Genomic DNA, 15,595 nt, shown 5'->3' with positions numbered 1-15,595 from the left:
ATCTTTTAAAAATTATAAACATAATTGCCATACAGCACGACACTTCTTTGGAAGGTCAGGCCATAAATGCCCCCGGGGGCTGTGGAGCGGAAGTAGTAATTACGCACTAAAGGGATCTTTAGCCCAAATTCAAAGCCTTGGTGCTTGCTGACATTTGCCCGTACGCCCACATTGACGGGGATTTGAAAATAGCTGAAATTCTCGCTCACCCCGGGGTATTTGGCTAGGCTTTTGACATAAGAAGCCCCCGAGTTGCTCCACGAACTCCCGGCAAAGGCAAATCCCATGAAAAAGCCCACTTGCATTTGGCGTTTGTCTATGAAGTCAAAGAGATAGTCCGCCCCCACGCCATAGACATTGTCGTTCAAGCGGGGGCCATTAAAGCTGGGGTTGTCGTAGCCGTAGTCGTAAAAGGCATAGACACGCACCCCATTGCGCCTCTCCAGCTTGCCAAAGAACATTTTATAGCCGGCATTGAGGCTAAAGCCATACATGTTGCTCATCCCTGGGGTGTAACCGCTTAAGGCAAAAGGTTGTGCCTCATTGGCATACATCCCCCTAGAAATCGTGGTTTTCACTAAGGTGTATTGTAAACCGCCCGACACATACACGCCATTTTTCTCGGCAACAGCCACACTCACCAGCGCACACAAACCCCACACACCAAGCCCAAATCTCTTAAAATACATCAAAAATCCTTTTAGCTAAAAATCAAAATTGCCTTGTTTTCCCTTGTTCATGCTCGCATACACGCTGGCGACATAGGCTTTTCTGTCCACACACTCTAAGGTCAAACTGCAACGCAGGCAAGAGCCCACGCCCTTGCGTTCTTGGCAGGCCTGCACCTTTTGTTTCAATTCATCTAGTTTTTGTTCGTAAGCATCCATTGCTTGAGAGCCTCCATTTCCACTTTTGAGCCTAGAAAACACGGGCTTTTATCGTGTAGGCTGTTTAAAGGGGTGTTTAAAATCTCTTGTGTGCCCTCAAAGCCTAGACCCCCGGCTTTTTCTACAACAAAGGCTAGGGGATAGACCTCAAAGAGTTTACGCAATTTGCCTAAAGGGGCATCTTGTGTGGCAGGGTAGCAAAACAACCCCCCCTCTTTGCTGAGTAAGTGGTGTATGTCGGCCACCATGCTTCCGCTGTAACGCAAGCGGTAACCTTGCTTGAAAAACGACATCAAAAACGCCACATACTCGGAGTTAAAGTGTTGCCAGCTGCCCCCGGGGGCTATGTTCTTGCCCTTGTCTTTAAGCGTTAAATCCTTTTTGCTGTGCCACTCTTGCTTGTCTTCATTAAAGACATAGTGTTTCACCCCTGCCTCATTTGCCACGACTAATTCTAACTTCGCCCCATAGAGAAGATACGCCCCCATTTTAATGTGGCGAGCCATTTGCGGTTCAGCAAAGCCCAAAGGCGGGCGGGCATACACCCCAAAAATGCTCCCCACTAGAAAATTCGCCCCCACCACGCTAGACCCATCCAAGGGGTCAAAGGCGATTAAAAAATCCCCCTTTTCTTTGTAATGCGCCTCCTCCCTCTCTTCGCTCATCACGCCCCCCACGCTGGGCGTTTGCATCAACTCTCCAAAGATCAAATGATCCACCGCCACATCCACGGCTAATTGTAAATCTGCGGTGGGGTTTTTGTGGGCGGTGTAGTGGGTGTCGCCTTGTTTAATGGCATGATAGACTTTAGGGGCTAGGGCTTGCAAGGCTTGCACAATGGGGGCTAGCATTTTCTTGTCCTTTAGAATTTCGTGCTACCATTTTAACATGGATTGTGTGGATTTAAACAGCGACATGGGCGAAGGTTTTGGTGTGTATTCTTTGGGTGATGACACCGCCATCATGGAGTGTGTGAGTAGCGTCAATTTGGCTTGCGGCTGGCATGCAAGCGACCCTTTAATCATGCAAGAGCGGGTGAGTCTGGCCAAAAAATTAAATTTAGGGCTGGGCGCACACCCGGGATACCCCGACTTGCTGGGCTTTGGAAGGCGTGCTTTAAACATCAGCCCCAAAGAAGCCAAAACCTACACCCTTTATCAAGTGGGGGCTCTTTTTGCCTTTGCTAAGGCGGCACAAACCCCCCTAGAGCATGTCAAATTACACGGGAGTTTTTACAACCAAGCCGGCTACGATTTGAAGCTGGCTAGGGCTGTGTTAGAAGGGGTGCAAGAGTTTGACCCAGATTTAATCGTGCTGGCCCCTAGCTTAAGCCCTATGGCAAAGTTAGGACAAGAGCTGGGCTTAAAAATCGCCCACGAAGTGTTTGCCGACAGGCATTATTTAGACGATGGACGACTCGTGCCAAGAAGCCACCCCCAAGCCTTTGTAACCGACTTGCAAGAAGCCTTAATACGGGTGGTGCTCATGGTCAAAGAGCATAAAGTGCAAGCCATCAGCGGCAAAGAGATAGAGATCAAAGCCGACACCATCTGCGTGCATGGCGACAACCCCCAAGCCGTGTGGCTGGCCATGCAAATCAAAGAAGCCTTGCTGCACAATGGGGTGCAAATCAAACCCTTAAGGGCGTTTCTTAAAGGGGGCACACATTAGCCACTTACTCGGGGCGGCGTTTTTAATGGCAACCTCCGCCGTGGGCCCGGGCTTTCTCACCCAAAGCGCACAATTCACACAGGAATTAAGAAGTGCCTTCGCTTGCGCCATTCTCATCGCCACTTTAGCCTCTCTCATCGCTCAGCTCAATGTGTGGCGCGTGCTGGCGGTGGCAAATCAAAGGGGGCAAGAGATCGCCAACACGCTTTTGCCCGGGCTGGGTGCTCTGCTGACTTTTTTAATTTGTCTAGGGGGTTGGTTTTTAACATCGGCAATGTGGGGGCATAGCTTTGGGCTTACAAGTGCTGGGGGACTCGACCTCAACACGGGGGCGGGGCTTGGGGCGTGCTTGGCGATCTTTGTGTTTCTCTTTAAACGGGCTATGGTGTTCATGGATAAATTGACACAAATTTTGGGGGTGTTGATGGTGGTTTTGATGGGCTTTGTGGCTTTGCATGTCAGAGTCCCTCTAGCGCAAGTGGCTAAAGAAGCCTTGTATCCAAGCCATTTCTCTATGGTGGCGGTGCTGACTTTAATCGGGGGCACGGTGGGCGGGTACATCATTTTCTCAGGGGGGCATCGGCTTTTAGATGCCAAAGTTTCAGGACTCAAGCGTTTAAAGGATGTGGATTTGGCAGCGTATTTGGGGATCTTTGTGGCGACTTTGGTCAGGGGGTTGTTGTTCTTGGTGATTTTGGGGGTGGTGGAAGGGGGGGCGGTGCTAAATCCTGCGAACCCCGCCCTTAGCGCCTTTGAATCCTTTGGGGAGTGGGGGCGGCTTGTCTTTGGCGTGGTGTTTGTGGCTGCGAGCTTGACTTCTACCATCGGGGCGGCTTACACGAGCGTGTCTTTTTTAAGAAATTTTAGCGGGGTGCGCCGGCGTGAAAACGCGTGGGTCATCGGTTTTATCGGTGTGTCGGCTCTCATTTTTCTGGGTGTGGGTAAGCCCGCCACGCTCTTGATCGCCGCCGGGGCACTCAATGGACTGATTTTACCCTTAACTTTAGCCCTCATGCTCATCGCCGCCAAAAGCCCTAGAATCGTGGGGGCTTACAAACACCCTCTCATTTTGAGCCTTTCGGGCTGGGTGGTGGTGGGGCTTAGTACTTATTGGGGGTTGCTCTCTTTAAAACCACTTTTAGAACTATCGGGGGTTTAAATGCAGTTTAAACCTTGCGCTGAAAACGCCCTAATGATCACTTTGGGCGACTCTATTGAGCCTAGTTGTAACGCCAAAGTGCGCCTTTTGTGCGAAACCTTAAGGGCACAAAACTTAAAGGGCGTGCTGGAGCTGGTGGTCGCTTACGCCTCTTTGCTGGTGGTCTATGACCCCTTGATCCAAACTTACACCCACTTGGTGGAGTGCATCAAAACCCTAAGCCTAGACACGCCCACAGAACCACAAGAAGTCTATTTGGCGGAAGTGCCGGCGTGCTATGAGCTGGGATTGGATTTAGAGAGTGTCGCTGCACAAACAAGACTAAGCCCGGCGCAAGTGGTGGAGAAACACAGCGGCGTGGATTACTTGGTTTATTGTTTAGGCTTTTTGCCCGGCTTTGTCTATCTGGGCGGATTGGATCCGGCGCTAAGATTACCCCGCCTCGCCACCCCTAGATTAGAAGTCGCCCCCGGCTCCATCGGCATCGCTAACGATCAAACGGGCATTTACCCCATCGCTAGCCCGGCCGGCTGGCATATCCTCGCACAAACCCCCATCAGCCTTTATAACCCCACTAAAGAGCCCCCTGTGTCTATTTTTGCCGGCGACTATATCCGCTACAAGCCCATTAGTCTACAAGAGTTTAAAGACATCCCCCACAGCTTGAAGCGCACCCTTGTACCTAAATGGAGTTTACATGCCTAGCATACGGGTGTTAAAGGCCGGGTTATGCACCACCATCCAAGATTTAGGACGGGTGGGGTATCAAGCCTTTGGAATCCCCGTGAGCGGTGTGATGGACACCTTTAGTGCCTGTGTGGCAAATTTTTTAGTCGGCAACGCCAAAGAACAAGCCCTCTTAGAGATGACCTACACGGGCGACTCGCTAGAGTTTTTAAAGCCCATGCAAATCGCCATCACGGGGGCAAATTTAAGCCCAAAGCTGAGTGGGGTAGCGATTAGTAATTGGGAGTCCTATGGCGTGGAAGCGGGCGACATTTTAGAATTTGGACGGCTTGTTGATGGGGCTCGGGCGTATTTGGCTTTTTCTGGGGGGGTGCAAGTGCCCTTAGTGCAGGGCAGCAGGGCAACTTATGTGCGTGCTAAAATCGGGGGTTTTTTGGGGCGGGCACTGCAAAAGGGCGATGAACTCTTTATCGCCCCAAGCCCTCCACAGAAAAAACGCCTTTTGCCCCAAAAGCACCGCCCCCTTTATGCCAAAGAAACGAGTCTGCCTGCCCTTTTAGGTCCAGAAGTCCATTATTTCAGCCTGCAGAGTGTGCGCCGCTTTTTCCACTCCGCCTACATCATCAGTCCAAGGGCCGATCGCATGGGAATTTGCCTAGAAGGGGCAGTGTTAGAGCGGCGTTTGCAAACCGAGCTGGTGTCTAATCCTTTGGTGCTAGGCAGCGTGCAAGTGCCAAACAACGGGCAACCCATCGTGTTGATGGCAGATAGACAGACTTTGGGGGGCTATCCTAAAATCGCCACACTTCTTAAAGAGAGTGTCATTGCCTTAGCGCAAATGTTGCCCGGGCAAAAAGTGCATTTCATCCCTCTAAAGCTAGAGCAAGCACAAGAGAGATACAAGGGTTTTTATGAAAATCTCGCACACTTGCAAGAGGTTTTAAAATAGGGCCGGGTCCATGCTGCTGGGCACAGCAAGCCCCATGAGTTTTAGCACGCTGGCGGCGACATTATTCAACCCGCCGTTTTTCAGGCGTTTAACCCCATGCCCCATCACAAAACAATAGACCTCATAGGTGGTGTGGTTGGTGAGTACCTGCTCACCCTCTTGCATGTGCTCACAGTTGCCATGGTCGCTGGTGAGCAACAAAGCGTAATCTAACTCTTTGGCAAGTTGCACGATTTGCCCCAGGGCTTTATCCACCGCCTCCACAGCGAGCATGGCTGCCTTGAAATTGCCCGTGTGCCCGACCATGTCCCCATTGGCAAAATTGACAATGATTAAATCCTTGCCCTTTTGCATGTGCGCGCAGACAGCATCCGCCACGCCAAAGGCGCTCATCTCGGGGCACAAGTCGTAGGTCTTGACTTTAGGGCTTTCGATCAAAACCCGCTCTTCGTTTTTAAAGGGTTCTTCCACGCCACCATTGATGAAAAAGCTCACATGGGCGTATTTCTCGGTTTCGGCGATGTGGGTTTGACTCAAGCCCGCCTCAGCCACCACTTGGGCTAGGGTGTGGGTGATGTTGGGTTTTTCAAACAGCACGGGGTAGGCAAACTCGGGGCTGTAATTTGTCATGGTAACGATGTAAAGCTCGGGGGATGGTTTAAAACCCTCAAGGTCCCCACACCTGCCTAAAGCTTGGGCAAGCTGGCGCATGCGATCGCTTCTAAAGTTAATGCAGACCACCCCCTCGCCATCAAACATGCCAGGATAATGGACAAAGCTTGTCGGTTCGATGAACTCATCGCTGATGCCTTGAAAATACATCTCTTTAATGTAGCGCTCTGGGGTGAAGTCTGTTTTGTTTTCAGCATGCACCATGCAATTGTAGGCTTTCAACAACCGCTCGTAGCGTTTGTCCCGATCCATGGCAAAGAAACGCCCCGACACGCTGGCGATCTGGATATTTTCATTGCAAATAGAGTTGATGTGCTCTAAATAGCCTAGGGCACTTTGGGGTAGAGTGTCGCGCCCATCGGTGATGAGGTGCAGCCACACCTTTTTACCCAGCCTCTCTAAGATCAAGGCCATGCTGGTGAAGTGCTGGATGTGTGCGTGCACCCCCCCATCGCTCATCAGCCCGATGACATGCACCACTTTGGCATGCTCGGCGATGCTCTTTAGGGCGGGGTTGTCCTCAATTGCCCCTTCAGCAAACGCTTTAGAAATGCGCACCAAATCTTGATACAGCACCCGCCCTGCCCCCATGCACATGTGCCCCACTTCGGAGTTACCCATTTGTTCTTCGGGTAACCCCACACTCAAACCATGTGTCTTGAGTAAACTGTGGGGGACATGGTTAAAGAGCCAATCGTAGGTGGGTTTTTTGGCCGCCATAAAGGCGTTGCCCTCCGCGTTGGGGTTATGTCCGATCCCGTCCGTGATGATCAAGATGGTCTTTTGCATTTAAAACACCGGTGCTTCTTGCATGAGGATGATTTTATTGGCATCCTTGCTGTTTTGTGGGGTCTTGCCCGTGTGGGTTTTGTTTTTAGATGCATCGTGGTTGGGCGCAGAGTGGTGGGGCTTTGGGGTACTTTTCGTGCTTTTATGGCGGCTTGTGCTGTGGTGGCTAGTGGTTTTGCGGTGCGTGCTGTGGTGGGGCTTTGGGGCAGGCAGGGAGGGTGGAGCAATTTGGGGTTCTAATTCAGGTTGGGCTGAAGCTTGGGCACTCTCCTCGTGTTCATGTGCGTGTTTGACAACGGCTTGTAGGGGCTGTGCTTGGGCTTCATCCACGCTTTTTTCTAGGGCGGGCATCAAGCCTTGCAAAGTTTTGATTTTAGCCACGATGTCTTGGTAATACTCGTTGGCGATTTGGTTTATGTGCTCATTTTTTTGCCAGCGCAAGCCCTTACGGTAGGATTTAATCATGTCCTTTAAATCCCCCTTGTGCGTGCGCTTCCAACTGATCAAGGTGTCTAGGGCGACCTTTGAAGCGAAGTTTTCGTCTTTAATCAACAAGTCGCCATACACGCTTTGCATAAAACGGGTGTCGCGCTCATTGTAGAGCTTCAACACACCGGGGATATAGGCGTGGTAAATGCCTGCACTTGGGTCGTTAAAATCCACGCGGTACATGCCCGCACAAGATTCTTTCCACGCAATGGCGGCCAACTCGTAACCCAAATTTTCTTTGAAGCCGTAGCGGTAGGCATAGACCAAGATGCGCTTTTGATCGGGGTTAAAGTGGCGGGGATCTATGCACTCGGCTAGAGTTGCCTTTTTAATGTGGTTTGCGCTTAAAGGGTTAGATAAACAAAGAAAAGCTAAAAAAGCCGACGAAAAAGACCGCAAAATTCTAAAAACCGCCCGATGCGCACAATGCATAACAAACCCCTTAAGAGTTTTTAATCACTTTTTGTTATAATTGTAGCGAAAGTAACCCTTGAAACACCATAAAACCCGATTAAAGCCACAGGAGCTTACTTGAACCAAGCCTTCCTCGTTGAAATCTTGTTAGAAGAGTTGCCCGCAAAACCCCTTTTGCAAGAGTTCCCGCACATGTCAGAAAAGTGGCAAGCCCTTTTAGGTGCGCAAGGCTTAAGTGCCCCCACAGAGTTTAGCTACACACCCACAAGGCTCGTGTTGCACGCCAAAGACTTCCCCACGCACACATCCATAAGCACACAAGAGCACTTTGGCCCACCCTTGTCTGTGGGCGTTAGCAACAACGCTCTAAATGCCATTGGGCGCAAGTTTTATGAGAAGTTAAATTTAAAAGTACCGAGCGTGTGGCAGAGCGCCACTAAAAACCATAAAGAAGTCCTATACGCCTGCGTACAAACAGAGCCTAAACCCACAGCCCCCCTTTTAGACTCGCTCATCTTTGACTTCTTGCAAAGCTTAAACTTTGGCAAGAGCATGGCATGGGGCAATGTCAAAGCCCGCTTTATCCGCCCCATCCATAATATTTGTGTGCTCTTTGGCGGTGAAAAAATCCCCCTACCCCTGTGCGAGGAAACCTTTTTATGCACCACCAAACAAGCCACAAAATTGCACTTTTCTATGGGCTTTGGCTGGCACGAAACCCCTGACATCGACACCTACTTTAACACCCTAGAAAAGGGCAAAGTCCTTCTAGACCCTAAAGCTAGAGAAGTGAAAATTTTAAAAGAAATCCACACTCTAGAGCAAGAGCATGGGCTAAAGGTGCAGGTGGATGGAGAGCTTTTAGCCGAAGTGGTGGCGATCACAAGCTACCCCACCGCGCTTTATGGCACTTTTGAGTCCAAGTTCTTGCACCTGCCTCCTGAAATCACCACGACCTCCATGCAAGAACACCAACGCTACTTTGCCACTTTCAAAGACGGAAAACTGCACGCCGGCTTTGTCGTGGTGGGCAACACCCCCCTAGACAACCCCACCGACTTTAAGGACATTGTGGCGGGCAATGAAAAGGTACTGAGGGCGCGCCTGAGCGATGCCATGTTTTTTTATGAAAACGATTTAAGGGCCCCCTTTGCCCCCAATCCTAACGCCCTAGCCCAAATCGCTTTCATGCAGGGCTTAGGCACTCTTGCTGACAAGGTCCAAAGAGAGCAGGTCATCGGGCAAGTTTTGGCGCAAAAATACGCCCCACATTTACAAGAGGACTTAGAGCAAGCCATCAGCCTCTCTAAATGCGACCTTTTAAGCGAAGTCGTCTATGAGTTCCCCGAACTGCAAGGGGTGATGGGGGCCTATTACGCCAAAGCCAAGGGCTATGACGAAAGCGTTTGCACCGCCCTTAAAGAGCAATACCTTCCAAATAGCGAAAACGCCCCCCTGCCCTCCACGCTTTTAGGTGCGTTGCTGAGTTTGAGTCATAAATTAGACAGCCTACTCGCCCTCTTTAGCGTGGGGAAAATCCCCACCGGCTCCAAAGACCCCTTTGCTTTGCGCCGTGCGTGCAATGCGTTTTTGCGCATTTGTCTGCATTTTAACTTGCCCTTTGACTTGCAAACAGACTTTGAAAAACTCGTCAAAAATTACCAAAACTTTGATTGCGCCCTTTTAAGAGATTTTGCCCTAGAACGGCTGAGCCACATTTTAGAAGACACGCCAAATTACAGCCCCAACATCTACAAAGCCGTGATCTCAGGCATCGCGCGAAGCAAGGGGGCGTATGAAGTCTGCCAAATCGCCCAAAAAGTGCAGGCATTGGGGGCGTTTTTAGAAGGCACACAGACTAAAGACTTTGTGGCGGTGTTTAAACGAGTCGCCAACATCACGCAAGATCATCAAGATTGTAAATTAGACACCGCCCCAAACCCCAAGCTCTTCACCCATGAAAGCGAACACGCTCTTTACAACGCCTACACGGCTTTACAAGCCACACCCTTTAAAAGCCACCTAGAGCAGTTGCACGCCCTTTTTGCCCTCAAAGAGCCCCTAGAAGTGTTCTTTGATCATGTCTTTGTCAACGATCCAAATGTACAGATACAAAACAACCGCAAAGGCTTACTCATGGCGATTTACCTTGCGTTTTTGGACATGGCAGAAGCCAAAGAATTGTAGGGCATGCGCTTCATTTTATTGTTTTGGGGCTTGTTGCTCACTAGCTTAAGTGGGCGTAGTTTCACTTTAGCCGAGTTTTTTAAACGGGTTGAGCACAATTCTATGGAGCTCATCCAAAAAAAGGCAAACTTCATCAGCCTTTTAGAAGACCAAAAGGCCACAAACTCTTGGGATTTTCCTTACATCTCCAATGAAACTTCCATCGTGCGCAACTACCAGGGCATCGCCGAGCCCCAACCCCGCACGGTTTTAATGATTAAACCCAAGCTTCCTTGGGTGAGCCGTCTTTTAGCCCGCAGCCTTTCCATTAAAAATGTGCAATACCGTAAGAGTTATGAACTGAGTCGCAATTTGGCGTTTATCGGGGCAAAAAGACTTTATCTCAATTACATCTTAAACATTGAAAAACACAATATTTACGCCCGGCGCGAACAAATCTTTTACTCCCAACTCAACGCCGCTAAGGAGAAAGTCGCTGCAGGGAGCATGTCCAAAAAAGACTACATCAACTTTAAAAACTCTTATTTAGAATCCAAACTTGCCAAAATCAATATGGAAACACTCATCATCAACCAAGAACGCACCCTAAACACCATGCTCGCCATTGTCGATCCGATCGGGCAGAACGCGCGCTTTTCGAGCTTTGTGGATAAAGAACACCAAATCAAAATCCCCGAACTGAAGTTTGAATATGTACATTTGGGTGAACAAGCCTTGAATAGGGTTTTAGAACATTCGCTGTATGTAGAAGTGCTGGATTTGACCGCTAGAGATTACCGAGTCAATGCCAATCTAGCTAACCGCAATATCTTCCAAAACTTTGAATTTGGCTTGGGTACAGAGAGCTACAACTCCGCCACAAATTTATCTATGGAGTTTTACATTCCTCTGCCCATAACGCCCAAGAACATCCACCTAAAGCGCAAATACTTAGCCCTAGAAAATGGTACACGCGCCCAAAATGTCGTGATGAAGCGCAACATCCACATCAACGCTCTTGCCTATTTGGACCAACTACAAACCAAAGAGCGCTACATCCAAATCCAAATCGATGCGATCGACAACAAGGCCAAGCTCATGGAGATGGGACGGGTGGCTTACGAAGCGCAAAAGATCGGGCTGTTTGAATACTTGTTTTACCAAAACGCCTACATGGACGCTTTGATTGCTCTAGCTGAAGCACGGATTGAATATGTCAACATCACCGCCCTATTAGAAGAAACGCTCGGGCAAACCTTAACGCACATCGGGAGCGTGTATTGAAAACGCTCATTATTTTTGTGTGTTTGTTCTTAGGGTTGCAAGCCCAAGCCTATGAGGAAATTGCGCTGACCCCTAAACAAATTGAAGGTTTGGGGCTGAAAGTGGTGTCTTTGGACCAAAAATTCGCCACACGGGGTCTGCCCTTTAGCGCCTCCATTGATTTTAACAACTTCAATCTCAAACACACGGTGATCCAAAGCCTGAGTTTTAACGCCACGGTGGTGGCGATTTACAAGAATGAGGGTGAGTTTGTACACAAGGGCGATCTCATCTGCGAGATCAGCTCCATTGATTTAAGCAATCTTTACTTTGAGCTACAAAACAACCAAAATAAATTAAAAGTCGCCCTCGATGTCAGCACCAAAGATCACGAGCTCTACAAACAAGGCGTGATCGCCAAAAGGGAGTACCAAAACAGCTTTTTGATCAGCCAAGAGATGAGCCTTAAAGTGCGTCAACTGGAAACCACTTTTGCGAATTTTGGCATCGACCCTAAAGACCCTTTGGGGTTGTATGGCTTTCGCATCATCGCACGCAATAGCGGAATCCTCTCCATTGCCCCCAAAGTGCTGGGGGAAAAGATTTTGCCCTTCACGACCTATATCCGCATTTCTGAAAACAACGACCTCATCGCCCGCATCAAATTGCCTGTAAGCCTCTCGCGCTACATCAGACGGGGCTCAAAGGTGTTTGACCAAATGGGCAATGCCATCGGGGCGATTCAGAGCATCTCCGTGGTGTTAGACAAAAGCTCCAACACCATTTTAGCCACCGCCCGTATTGAAGCGGGCAATTTCCATGTGGGCGAAATGATCGATGTCTATATTGAAGGCGCAAAACCCAAGCACTCCTTGCTCGTCCCCTCCGATGCCGTGATTAAAAACGACCAAGATTATTTGATCTTTGTACGCACCAAGAAGGGCTTCATGCCCACCCCCGTGAAAGTCATTGAAGAGCGCAACCATGTGTTTGTCATTAGCAGCGAAAATATCAACCCGCATGCCAAAGTCGCCACGGGGGCGTTGGTGAGCTTAAAGGGCATTGTCAATAATTTAGGGGACGAGTGATGCTAGCCTCTCTCATTGAGTTTTCCCTAAGACAGCGCATCATTGTCATCATTTGTGCCTTTTTGCTCTTGCTCTTTGGGTTTTACAGCTTTTTCACCACCCCCATAGACGCCTTCCCCGACATGTCCCCCACGCAGGTAAAAATCGTCTTAAAACTGCCGGGCAGTTCGCCCGAAGAAATGGAGAACAATGTTGTCCGCCCCCTAGAGTTAGAGTTGCTGGGCTTAAAGGGCGAAAAGTCTTTACGGAGCACTTCTAAATACTCGGTGTGCGACATCACCATTGACTTTGCCGATGGCATGGACATTTATTTAGCCCGCAACATTGTGAATGAAAAACTTTCTTTGGTGTTGCCAGACTTGTCTCCTGATTTAGAAGGGGGGATGGAGCCCATTGTTACCCCCTTATCCGACATTTTGATGTTCACCATCGATGGCAATTTGGACGACACGGACAAAAGGCAATTATTAGACTTTCTCATCAAGCCCATGCTGCGCACCATTCCCGGGATCGCCGATGTCAACTCCATCGGGGGTTTTAGCCGCGCCTTCGTGGTGGTGCCCGACTTCAACGACATGGCAAGGCTGGGCATTTCTATCAGCGATTTAGAAAAGACACTGAAAGTAAATTTAAGCAACAGCGGGGCAGGGCGCGTGGATCGCGATGGCGAAACCTATTTAGTCAAAATCCAAACCATCGCCCTGACCCCTGAAGAGATCGGCGACATCACCATCTCCACCAAAAAGGGCTTTTTACACATCAGGGATTTTGCTAAAGTCATCGTGTCTTCACGCACAAGGCTGGGCTTTGTTACGAAAAACGGGATCGATGAAACCACAGAGGGGTTGGTGCTTTCGCTCAAAGGGGCAAACTCAAGCACCATCATTAAGGCCGTGCGTGCCAAACTAGACAATGAAATCAAGCCCTTACTGCCCGCCGGCGTGCACACACACATCTTTTACGACCGCTCGGAATTCACCAAGAAAGCGATCAACACCGTTACAAAAACCTTGATTGAAGCCATCGTGCTCATCATCATCACGCTGTTTTTGTTCTTAGGCAATTTCCGTGCAAGCATTGCGGTGGGTGTGATCTTGCCCTTGAGCCTTAGCGTGGCATTCATCCTCATCAAGCTCAACCACATGACCCTAAATTTAATGAGTTTGGGCGGGCTCATCATCGCTATAGGTATGCTCATCGACTCGGCGGTGGTGGTGGTGGAAAACGGCTTTGAAAAATTAAGCACCCACACAAGCACCACGAAGTTACACGCCATTTACCGCTCGTCTAAAGAGATCGCCGTGTCTGTGGTGAGCGGGGTCATCATCATCATTGTGTTCTTTGTGCCCATCATGTCCTTAGAAGGCATTGAGGGCAAAATGTTCGTACCTTTGGCAACCAGCATCGTCTTTGCGCTCTTAGGGACTTTGATCTTGGCGATCACTGTCGTGCCCGTGATCAGCTCCATGGTGTTAAAAGTACAGACACATAAAGAAACCCCCTTAATGCGGTTGTTCCACCGGCTTTACACCCCCGCCCTGCAATTTGCACTCAAAAATCCCAAAACCACACTCATCGGTGCGCTCATTTTTTTAGGGTCTAGTCTGTCCCTTTTCCCCTTTGTGGGTAAAACTTTTATGCCAAACTTAGATGAGGGCAGCAGTGTTTTAAGTGTGGACACGGTGCCCTCCATCTCACTCGACCAATCTAAGGACTTGATCTTACGCATTGAAAAGACCATCAAAGAGCATGTCAAAGAGGTGAAAATGATCGTGGCGCGCACGGGCTCAGACGAGCTGGGGCTGGATTTAGACGGGCTCAATCACACCGACATGTTCATCTCCTACATCCCCAAAGAACAATGGAGCGTGAAAACCAAGCAAGAGTTGTTGGATAAAATTTTGGCAAGTTTAGCGGATTACAAGGGGATCAACTTCGCCTTCACCCAGCCCATTGAAATGCGTGTGTCGGAAATGTTGACAGGGGTTCGGGGGGATTTGGCGATTAAGGTCTTTGGCAACGACATCGAAAAGCTCAATGACCTTAGTGCCCAAATTGTAGAAGTGATTAAAAGCATCAAGGGCTCGGATGAGGTGTTTACGACCCTAAATAGGGGCGTGAATTATCTGTATGTAACGCCCGATCGGGATGCGATGGCAAATGTCGGCATCACCAGCGATGAGTTTGCCAAGTTCTTAAAATCCGCCCTAGAGGGCATTGTGGTGGAATACATCCCTACAGGCATCTCGCGCACCCCGGTCATTATCCGCCAAAACAAGGACATCGCCGCCAACGCCACCTTGCTCAAAAGCCTGGAGATGACCTCTAATCGGGGCTTTGCCGTGCCCATCACTTCCATTGCCAACATTGCAGAGGTTGATGGCCCCGTGGCGATTGTGAGGGAAAATAGCAAGAGGGTGAGCGTGGTGAGAAGCAATGTCGTGGGGCGGGATTTGGGCGGTTTCGTGCAAGAGGCTAGGGAGAAGATCGCGGCTAAGGTGCAACTGCCCCCCAACTACTACATCACCTACGGCGGGCAGTTTGAAAACCAAGAGCGGGCGAACAAACGCCTAGCCACCGTGATCCCCTTAAGCATTTTGGTGATTTTCTTTATTTTGTTTTTCACATTTAAAAGCGTACCCTTATCGCTGCTCATTTTGTTAAATGTGCCCTTTGCGATCACGGGCGGTCTCATCGCCCTTTTTGCCAGCCACGAGTACATCTCGGTGCCGGCGAGTGTGGGCTTCATCGCGCTCTTTGGGATCGCGGTCTTAAACGGCGTGGTGATGGTGGGGTATTTTAGGGAGCTCTTAAGGCAGGGCAAAAGCGTGGATGAGGTCGTGTTTGTGGGGGCTAAAAGGCGTTTGCGCCCCGTGTTGATGACCGCTTGCATTGCAGGTTTAGGGCTAATCCCCTTACTTCTCTCGCATGGCGTGGGCTCAGAGGTGCAAAAGCCCTTGGCGATTGTGGTGTTGGGTGGACTAGCCACATCCAGCATTTTAACGCTCTTGCTCCTGCCCCCGATGTTTATGCTCTTAGCTAAAAAAATTAAAGTGGTATGATGGTTTTAGTGGAGATTTACGCGGATTTAGCGATTAAGGACATGATCGTGGATCACTTATTTGCCCATGGGCATGAAGATTTTTACTTTGGGGAGTGCTTTGAGTACGCCACTTCCACGCTTTTAAAAAGCGAAAAAGAGCAGGTGAGCGGGCGCAAGGACTACGGGCTGTTTAAACTCTACTTAGAGGAGGAGCGGGCGCAGATTTTAGCCAAGCAAATCCACGACCTAAACAAGGAAGCCACGATCTATTTAATCCCGCTGGGAGCGATCTCTACGCCCCTAGCTTAGAACATGCTA

At 49.6% G+C, this 15,595-nt stretch carries 14 protein-coding genes; 9 read left to right on the top strand and 5 right to left on the bottom strand.

The features are described 5' to 3' along the window. Positions 1 to 5: 5 nt before the first annotated feature. From K6J72_RS05465 to K6J72_RS05455, 3 genes are read right to left on the bottom strand one after another with little or no spacing between them, the layout of a single operon-like run. Positions 6 to 689 carry an outer membrane protein gene (locus K6J72_RS05465; protein ID WP_221279118.1) on the bottom strand — a complete coding sequence of 228 codons (684 nt, stop codon included), beginning with the start codon at positions 687 to 689 and terminating at the stop codon, positions 6 to 8. 15 nt (positions 690 to 704) lie between these two features. Further along, positions 705 to 887: a hypothetical protein gene (locus tag K6J72_RS05460; RefSeq protein ID WP_221279117.1), complete on the bottom strand. Its 183-nt coding sequence runs from the start codon at positions 885 to 887 to the stop codon at positions 705 to 707. After that, positions 863 to 1,738 carry a class 1 fructose-bisphosphatase gene (locus tag K6J72_RS05455; RefSeq protein ID WP_221279116.1) on the bottom strand — a complete coding sequence of 292 codons (876 nt, stop codon included), beginning with the start codon at positions 1,736 to 1,738 and terminating at the stop codon, positions 863 to 865. Before K6J72_RS05455 ends, K6J72_RS05460 begins: the two co-directional genes overlap by 25 nt. A gap of 37 nt (positions 1,739 to 1,775) precedes the next feature. On the opposite strand from K6J72_RS05455, the gene K6J72_RS05450 reads away from it, so the two are divergent. From K6J72_RS05450 to K6J72_RS05435, 4 genes are read left to right on the top strand one after another with little or no spacing between them, the layout of a single operon-like run. Beyond that, positions 1,776 to 2,558, top strand: a complete 783-nt coding sequence (locus tag K6J72_RS05450) for a LamB/YcsF family protein (protein ID WP_221281143.1) — start codon at positions 1,776 to 1,778, stop codon at positions 2,556 to 2,558. A gap of 25 nt (positions 2,559 to 2,583) precedes the next feature. Further along, positions 2,584 to 3,717: an NRAMP family divalent metal transporter gene (locus K6J72_RS05445; protein ID WP_221279115.1), complete on the top strand. Its 1,134-nt coding sequence runs from the start codon at positions 2,584 to 2,586 to the stop codon at positions 3,715 to 3,717. Next, positions 3,718 to 4,422, top strand: a complete 705-nt coding sequence (gene pxpB, locus K6J72_RS05440; protein ID WP_221279114.1) for a 5-oxoprolinase subunit PxpB — start codon at positions 3,718 to 3,720, stop codon at positions 4,420 to 4,422. Further along, positions 4,415 to 5,353 (top strand): 5-oxoprolinase subunit C family protein, encoded by a 939-nt coding sequence (locus tag K6J72_RS05435; RefSeq protein ID WP_221279113.1) that lies wholly within the window; start codon positions 4,415 to 4,417, stop codon positions 5,351 to 5,353. The genes pxpB and K6J72_RS05435 overlap by 8 nt, the downstream gene beginning before the upstream one ends. Here K6J72_RS05435 and gpmI read toward each other — a convergent pair. Together gpmI and K6J72_RS05425 are read right to left on the bottom strand one after the other, a co-directional pair. Beyond that, positions 5,345 to 6,814 (bottom strand): 2,3-bisphosphoglycerate-independent phosphoglycerate mutase, encoded by a 1,470-nt coding sequence (gene gpmI, locus K6J72_RS05430; RefSeq protein WP_221279112.1) that lies wholly within the window; start codon positions 6,812 to 6,814, stop codon positions 5,345 to 5,347. The two genes, K6J72_RS05435 and gpmI, sit on opposite strands and share 9 nt — an antisense overlap. Further along, entirely contained in the window at positions 6,815 to 7,735 is a 921-nt protein-coding gene (locus K6J72_RS05425) for a hypothetical protein (RefSeq protein ID WP_221279111.1), read from the bottom strand. A gap of 99 nt (positions 7,736 to 7,834) precedes the next feature. On the opposite strand from K6J72_RS05425, the gene glyS reads away from it, so the two are divergent. The 5 genes from glyS to K6J72_RS05400 are packed head-to-tail and all read left to right on the top strand — an operon-like array spanning position 7,835 to position 15,586. Beyond that, entirely contained in the window at positions 7,835 to 9,904 is a 2,070-nt protein-coding gene (glyS, locus tag K6J72_RS05420; RefSeq protein ID WP_221279110.1) for a glycine--tRNA ligase subunit beta, read from the top strand. 3 nt (positions 9,905 to 9,907) lie between these two features. Beyond that, the gene (locus tag K6J72_RS05415; protein ID WP_221279109.1) at positions 9,908 to 11,167 is read left to right on the top strand and encodes a TolC family protein; all 1,260 of its coding nucleotides are present in this window, start codon (positions 9,908 to 9,910) and stop codon (positions 11,165 to 11,167) included. After that, positions 11,164 to 12,234 carry an efflux RND transporter periplasmic adaptor subunit gene (locus tag K6J72_RS05410; RefSeq protein ID WP_221279108.1) on the top strand — a complete coding sequence of 357 codons (1,071 nt, stop codon included), beginning with the start codon at positions 11,164 to 11,166 and terminating at the stop codon, positions 12,232 to 12,234. The genes K6J72_RS05415 and K6J72_RS05410 overlap by 4 nt, the downstream gene beginning before the upstream one ends. Then, a complete protein-coding gene (locus tag K6J72_RS05405; RefSeq protein ID WP_221281141.1) occupies positions 12,234 to 15,296 on the top strand; it encodes an efflux RND transporter permease subunit in 3,063 nt (1,020 codons plus the stop codon). The genes K6J72_RS05410 and K6J72_RS05405 overlap by 1 nt, the downstream gene beginning before the upstream one ends. Beyond that, positions 15,296 to 15,586 (top strand): DUF3240 domain-containing protein, encoded by a 291-nt coding sequence (locus tag K6J72_RS05400; protein ID WP_221279107.1) that lies wholly within the window; start codon positions 15,296 to 15,298, stop codon positions 15,584 to 15,586. Before K6J72_RS05405 ends, K6J72_RS05400 begins: the two co-directional genes overlap by 1 nt. Positions 15,587 to 15,595: the final 9 nt, after the last annotated feature.

This window comes from Helicobacter sp. NHP19-003, from assembly GCF_019703305.1.
In the GTDB taxonomy this organism is placed as follows: Bacteria; Campylobacterota; Campylobacteria; order Campylobacterales; family Helicobacteraceae; genus Helicobacter; species Helicobacter gastrocanis.
Note: the sequence above shows the minus strand (reverse complement) of the source record. Positions and strands in the feature narration are given on the sequence as shown.